The organism is Ruminococcus flavefaciens ATCC 19208, from assembly GCF_000518765.1.
Taxonomy (GTDB): Bacteria; Bacillota; Clostridia; order Oscillospirales; family Ruminococcaceae; genus Ruminococcus; species Ruminococcus flavefaciens.
In genome coordinates, this window is record NZ_JAEF01000015.1 from 193,480 (window position 1) to 199,654 (window position 6,175).

Annotated in this window: 9 protein-coding genes; 6 read left to right on the plus strand and 3 right to left on the minus strand. The window is 36.9% G+C overall.

The features are described 5' to 3' along the window. Window positions 1–14 precede the first annotated feature (14 nt). The gene (locus L870_RS0104310) at window positions 15–365 is read right to left on the minus strand and encodes a hypothetical protein (RefSeq protein WP_028517086.1); all 351 of its coding nucleotides are present in this window, start codon (window positions 363–365) and stop codon (window positions 15–17) included. A 302-nt stretch (window positions 366–667) separates the two neighbouring features. Between L870_RS0104310 and L870_RS16620 the strand changes: the two genes are divergently transcribed. The 6 genes from L870_RS16620 (at window position 668) to L870_RS0104340 (ending at window position 3,773) form a co-directional block, all read left to right on the plus strand. Beyond that, complete coding sequence (locus L870_RS16620) at window positions 668–862, plus strand: hypothetical protein (RefSeq protein WP_037271127.1); 195 nt, start codon at window positions 668–670, stop codon at window positions 860–862. A 4-nt stretch (window positions 863–866) separates the two neighbouring features. Next, window positions 867–1,094 (plus strand): hypothetical protein, encoded by a 228-nt coding sequence (locus L870_RS0104320; RefSeq protein ID WP_028517087.1) that lies wholly within the window; start codon window positions 867–869, stop codon window positions 1,092–1,094. Window positions 1,095–1,275: 181 nt separating this feature from the next. Next, window positions 1,276–1,701, plus strand: coding sequence for a VanZ family protein (locus L870_RS0104325; RefSeq protein WP_242836485.1), 426 nt, complete (start codon window positions 1,276–1,278; stop codon window positions 1,699–1,701). A gap of 265 nt (window positions 1,702–1,966) precedes the next feature. After that, window positions 1,967–2,359, plus strand: a complete 393-nt coding sequence (locus L870_RS0104330; protein WP_028517089.1) for a hypothetical protein — start codon at window positions 1,967–1,969, stop codon at window positions 2,357–2,359. 195 nt (window positions 2,360–2,554) lie between these two features. Beyond that, entirely contained in the window at window positions 2,555–3,010 is a 456-nt protein-coding gene (locus tag L870_RS0104335) for a low molecular weight protein-tyrosine-phosphatase (protein ID WP_028517090.1), read from the plus strand. Between the two features lie 229 nt (window positions 3,011–3,239). Beyond that, window positions 3,240–3,773, plus strand: a complete 534-nt coding sequence (locus L870_RS0104340) for a hypothetical protein (protein ID WP_028517091.1) — start codon at window positions 3,240–3,242, stop codon at window positions 3,771–3,773. A 361-nt stretch (window positions 3,774–4,134) separates the two neighbouring features. Here the strand turns inward: L870_RS0104340 and L870_RS0104345 are convergent, their stop codons facing one another. After that, window positions 4,135–5,436 carry an IS4 family transposase gene (locus L870_RS0104345; RefSeq protein WP_037271132.1) on the minus strand — a complete coding sequence of 434 codons (1,302 nt, stop codon included), beginning with the start codon at window positions 5,434–5,436 and terminating at the stop codon, window positions 4,135–4,137. 197 nt (window positions 5,437–5,633) lie between these two features. After that, on the minus strand, window positions 5,634–6,175 hold a 542-nt coding region (locus L870_RS19475), incomplete at its 5' end, for a dockerin type I domain-containing protein (protein ID WP_028517093.1).

Below are 6,175 nucleotides of genomic sequence, written 5' to 3' on the forward strand. Positions count from 1 at the left end.
ACCGTCCCCTGTTTTCATATTGTCCGTCCTTCTTCCTGTACGGAAGATTTTTTCTCATTCTTCTCATAGAACCTCTTATATGCTCTTGCAAGAGTTTTCATATCAGAGGTGTCAATGTCATTTTGCTTGATGTATTCATCAAAGTCGATTTTTAGGTTAATCCGCTTGATTATCTCCTCAACCGTATTGGCTTCCTTGGAGCAAAACATCTCGATTCCGTTCAACGGTTGAGTAGTTTTTCCGTTTTCATCAAGACAATTATAATTGATTGCTCTGATGATACCGTCATGAATTCCCTGAACAATGGCATATTCGTGTCCCTTGTACTTATAAAGCTTAACAAGTGATCTATATGTTTCCTTCATAACAGTTCCTTTCTCCCCGCTTTTGAGCCGATAGGTCAGCTGACTGGTTTTCGGGATATTTTTTCAATTCTGTGCTTAGATTATAGCATATAGACGGCTATACGTCAATATTTTTCTGTGAAATGATCACATTTCTTATGTGCTTTCGGATAAGTGCACACATATAGACGGCTATACGAATTATTATTTTGTGCAGATTTACAGTTTTTTTCTTTGGCTTGACTGGAACGTCCCTATATGATACAATTATGAGTACCAAATATGCTGCGTTGCTACAAGTAGCAACGGGATCGGAGCTATTTATGTATAACGAAAATGCCAAGAATAGAACTATAAGGTATATGAAAGGAAGCCGTGACAAGCTTACCATAAACTTACCTAAAGGAAAAAAGGACGAATACAAGGAATACGCTCAGTCCAAAGGCATGAGTCTGACGGAGCTCATAATGAGTCTAATTGAGACTGATATGAAGAATAGTACAACGGAACAGGAGTGACAAAATGGCACAAAAAGAAATAATTGATAGAGATACCTATAAGAAGATAAAGAAAATGGATCGTGAAACTCTGACAAAGTTTATCCTTCAGTACGGTGATGAGTTGCTCGGAGATCAGGGTAAGACGATAGATCTTCCTGCACTGGAAGTCGAGCTGAGTAAAATCAAAGGTATCGGCGGTAAGCGTCTTGAGGAGATTATGACCGTTATCGAAAAATTCTTGGATTTATAAATTTACAATAATAATAAAAATCGGGATTTATCAAGCTATCTGCTAAAGAAAGGATGATGTAGTGACGATGATTGAGATTTCCTATCTACAGATGTTTATTTTTATAACTCTCATTTGGATACTTGTGCGATTCATAATTGCGATCAGATTCAAGAAATTTTCGGTAAAACGCGAAATACAGATGCTTCTTGTATACATATGCCTTATAGTTATTGCTAGATTTGTATACTTCCCGTTACATTTTGTTGATGGAAAAATAGGTACACTAACGATTGGATTTTCAAAGACACCGTTTGACATGATAAGTTTAATCCCGTTCTTTTTTCTCTTTGACAGATATGATGGATGGCTTATCAATATTATCGGTAACATAGCAATGTTTATACCTGTAGGAATAGTATGGCCTATCTGTTTTAGAAAGCTTGATAATATCAAAAAAACTGTGTTTGCCGGTATTTGTTTTATTATCTTTATTGAGCTGTCCCAATTGCTATGTCCCGAAAGGCATACAGATATTGATGACATAATATTAAATACGAGCGGTGTTATGATTGGGGCTTGTGTCATATTTGCTATACGAAAAGCCGCAAATTCTTATTTTCATTAGTAATTAGCTTTGTTTTTCCTTTTTCAAGAAAGTGGATATAAAAATCGAACAAATTCGACTTTATTCGTAAGCGCCAACCATTCCATGCATATTAATTACAAAAGCTCCGCAGTTTCGGTAATGTCATTAACGTTAAACGGGGGGGATTGCCATTTTTGTCTTGATGAAATGTAAGAATTATGGTATAATGATATGGAATAAAGCTCATTCGATGGAATATATGAATTCCTTCGTGCTAAAAAAACTGCTGTTTTAGGAGGTTATTATGAAAACGATGAAAAAGGTTTTTATCGGCATCGTTGCCATACCATTATTTTTGATAATATTTGAAATTTTCGGTATGATCGTCAATCACGCCTCGACCAGTATACAGACAAATTGTCTGCGCCGTGACATTGTTGATGCAATTCCCAATACCGAGATAATTTCTGCCGAATCTCAGACCGGCAATACTACAGGTACGGGAAATCATGTGGACTGTCTGACACAGATTACTTTTACATCAGAGCTTTCTCTGTCTGATGTGCGAGATAAACTGGATGACACTTATGAATGGAACGATTTGAGCTGCTATGTCGAAGAAACAGAAAAAGCAGGAGAATACCTTTTTTTCCTGTGTAAACGTGCGCCTTTCGCAAATAATATCGAGGGGCATTAAGAAAGCGAATTGAAACGATAAACACTTAGTAGTAAAAATTCACGATTTCTACTACTAATGATGTCTGTAATTTGCAAAATCCTGTCGCATTTTGTATTTTTTGCTTTGCTTTGTCAAATTGGCAGTAAGAATAATAAATAACGTTAAATCGCGCAGCATATGACAATACAGAGCAAAGCAGAGAGGAAAAAACATATGATAAAAATTATGTTCGTTTGCCACGGCAATATCTGCCGCTCACCTATGGCTGAATTTATAATGAAAAAGCTTGTCTCAGAAGCAGGGCTCAGCGACTGTTTCTGTATCGCTTCAAGTGCCACAAGCACAGAAGAGTTGGGAAATCCTGTTTATCCTCCTGCACGCTCTGAACTTTCAAAGCACGGTATAGGCTGTGCAGGAAAAACTGCAGTTCAGCTCAGAAAAGCGGATTACGAAAAATATGAATACTTCATTGGTATGGATACAGCCAATATTCGCAATATGAACCGTATTTTTGGTAGCGACAGAGACAGCAAAATATACAAACTGCTTACCTTTGCAGGCAGAGGCGACGACGTTTCAGATCCTTGGTACAGCCGCGATTTTGGCAGAGCTTACGCAGATATTGAAGAAGGCTGCAAGGGACTTTTAAATAGCCTTATGAAGCATTAAATGTACGCATACCATGTAACAGTCAAGCCAAAGCAGACCTTAACAGAATTTCTTAAAAAACATGAGGACGGCTTTATGCCGTCCTTTAAATTTAGCAACTTTTGATTAGTTTCTAACAGAACATTATGATATAATTTTTTATGTTGTATGTATATATTTCAAATTATTGTTTTTATTATTTGATGTATGAAAAGTATAGACTATGCTACAATTAGGAGGAACAGTGATTATGAAAAAGAAAACGATATTATTTGCTTTATGTTTTATGTGTGTTGGTTTATGTGCTTGCGGCACTAAAACCGATAATACAGTTTTACAGCAGGCACAATCAAGCTCTGTAACAGAGACTGAGCAGATAAACAATACAACAGAGCCGACTCAGCCCACTCAAACAGAGGATACTCTGCATAATCAAACTGAGGATGATCAGTCTGATAAAAACAAGGAAACATCATCCGAGCCAAGTGAAGCAGAAGCTATTACAGAAGATCAGGCTTTGAATGCAATCAAGAATTATTGCTTAACAAAGAACCCTGATTTAAAAAATATGGCAGATTCGGACGAATACACTGTTTATTGGGAGGTCACAACAAATGATGCCAATGAAATAGTTGTGTTATACAGATCCTATACCGGTGCACAAACCCGCTATTACATTGAGCCTGTTTCTGGAGAAACATATGTTACCGAATTGGTTCCTGGAATAATAGATGAGGAACAGCGTACAGAAGAAAACCTTAATATAAGAGACTACTTAGTTTAAAGATTTGTGGCTTTATGCATTATCTGAGATTATTAATTCTGGCGAAATGAAAAAGTAGTCTCGGGCAGTGTGGGAGTTACGAGTTAGAGTTTAGTATGCTCTGCCAATAAAAAATGCTATAAATAGGTGTTCACGACAGCTGAGTGAACACCTATTTCTTTAACTGAACGAGAAAACGAAATTATTTATATCAAAAGGACTTCCCAATCGGTTAATGTCATTAAGCTAATCAAATACGAAAAAGAACAGGAGTATGTTTGGAATATGACCAGACATACTCCTGCTGTTACATTCGCAAAAAATGCATGACGAAAAGACAGATCCGAGATCTGCCCGAAAAAAGATTGACATAATCGAAGAATTATGATAGTCTGTAGTTGAAGGGAATAGCAGAATGATATCGAGTTTTCCTATCAGCAATACGATCAGGTCTGACAGGGCACTTGTTTCTTGCTATCAGCTCTTCCAAAAGAAAAGGATTTGCGTGTGCAGAGCGAAAGAATTTGATGCAGATATTTATAGCAAAAGCATAATTGATTTTATAGCGGTAATCATTATGCTTATCGTCATCTATGGTGATATTTTCGGTGATCAGCATAGAGAAGTTATACATGATAAGACTTGCAAAGATTTCCTGTATCACGCAGTCCTTTTTCTTTGAATGGAAAGCAATAAGACCAACCTGGTACTTCAGTTCTCTGAATGAAGTCTCGATCCCCCAGCGCATTTTGTATATCATCTTTATATCTTCGGCAGAGAACTCATCATCACAGAGATTGGTAACAATGGTTTCATAGTTATCTTCAGATATCTTGAGCCTTATTATCCTGAATTTAAGAGGATATGTATCTTTCGATTCTTTCGGAAGGAAGTCGAAATTTGAAGAGTGCGGAAGATAACGATAAAGTTCAGGATTAGCCTTAACTTCATTAGTTTGTCTTCTTGTAATAATAATATTTGCAGCAAAATCAGCTTCCTCATTATGGGGAATGTTGAATTTATGAGCAATTCCACCGCTTGTCTTGATGCGCATCACATATTTCAAGCCGTTATTTTCAAGATGAGCGATCGTGTTGTAGGATTCATATCCTCTATCCGCAACGATAATGGACTCATGTCCGATATTTTCAAGCATACTTATGAGAGCAGAATGCTCATTTTCATTGCGACTGTCCTGTAATACAGCATCGATATATCTACGGTTCATAATGTCATACAAAGCATTCAGATGCATGAGGTTATAGCCTTTTACATCATTATTTGCACGATAAAAAGTATCCTTATCATCAGGATCGGTAGGAATATGTATATCAGAACCGTCCACAGCATAAAGCCTGTAGCCGTGAAAGAAACTGGTTTGAGAAAATGTTTCATTGAATTTATGGAACAGATACTGAAAAACAGCAGGAAGTATCTTAGCTCTTCTCTGAACGATAGCAGATACAGATACCATTTTTGAATCATAATCATAGAATTCTACAAGCTCCTTGCCAAGTGTCTGGCTGCCCATTCCGAGAATGAATCTCAATGTTTTTGAGAAAGACAGCTCACTTTTACGAACAAAATCTCTCTTAGGATCAACTACAAAATCAGAGATATTTTTCTCCATGTTGCTGATAAGAGTATTAAGCTTGTTTTTGACGATATTACAGTATTTTTGCACGGTAAAACCTCCAATCAGATGTGTATATCTGATTAGCTGCGCCGCACATTTTTGGCTTTTTGTCAATACCTTTTTGCAAAAATTTACATTATATACATAAAAAATAATCACAGGATCTTTTTGATTCCTGTGATTATTTTACTTTTCCTTAGCTTAATGACATTACCCCAAAAGGGGAGTTCCGTGCAGAAAATATTTTACTTTTTCTTAATAAATTCTATTATGGTCACGATGTCTTCTTTTGTTGTTGAAACGTAAACATAGAATGCAAGAACATAAGAAGCATCAACGGAATTTACCTTACCATCGCCGTCTATATCTGCTGCAAGCTTCTGTGAAACGGTGAAACCGCCGTCCTTATTTGTAGAAACGCGAGCATAGTAAGCGAGGATATAGGAAGCGTCTACTGCATCGATAGTTCCGCTGTTATCTACATCGCCTGCGGTGTAATCTATAGGTTCTGTGGTTGTTGCAGGTGTTGATGTAGTTGAAACAGTAGTCGTATCAGAAGTTGTAGTAGAAGTAGATGTTGTGGTAGTTTCTGTAGTAGTTGATATTGAAGTTGCAGATGTTGTTGTCGTTTCTGTAGTTTCAGATGTAGTCGAAGTTGATGTACTTGTTGTCTCTGTAGCTTCAGAGGTTGTTGATGCAGATGTAGTTGTCATCTCTGTTGCCTCAGAAGTGGTTGATATTGATGTTGTGGTAGTTTCTGTTGTAGTAGAAGTTGTTGTAGATGTTG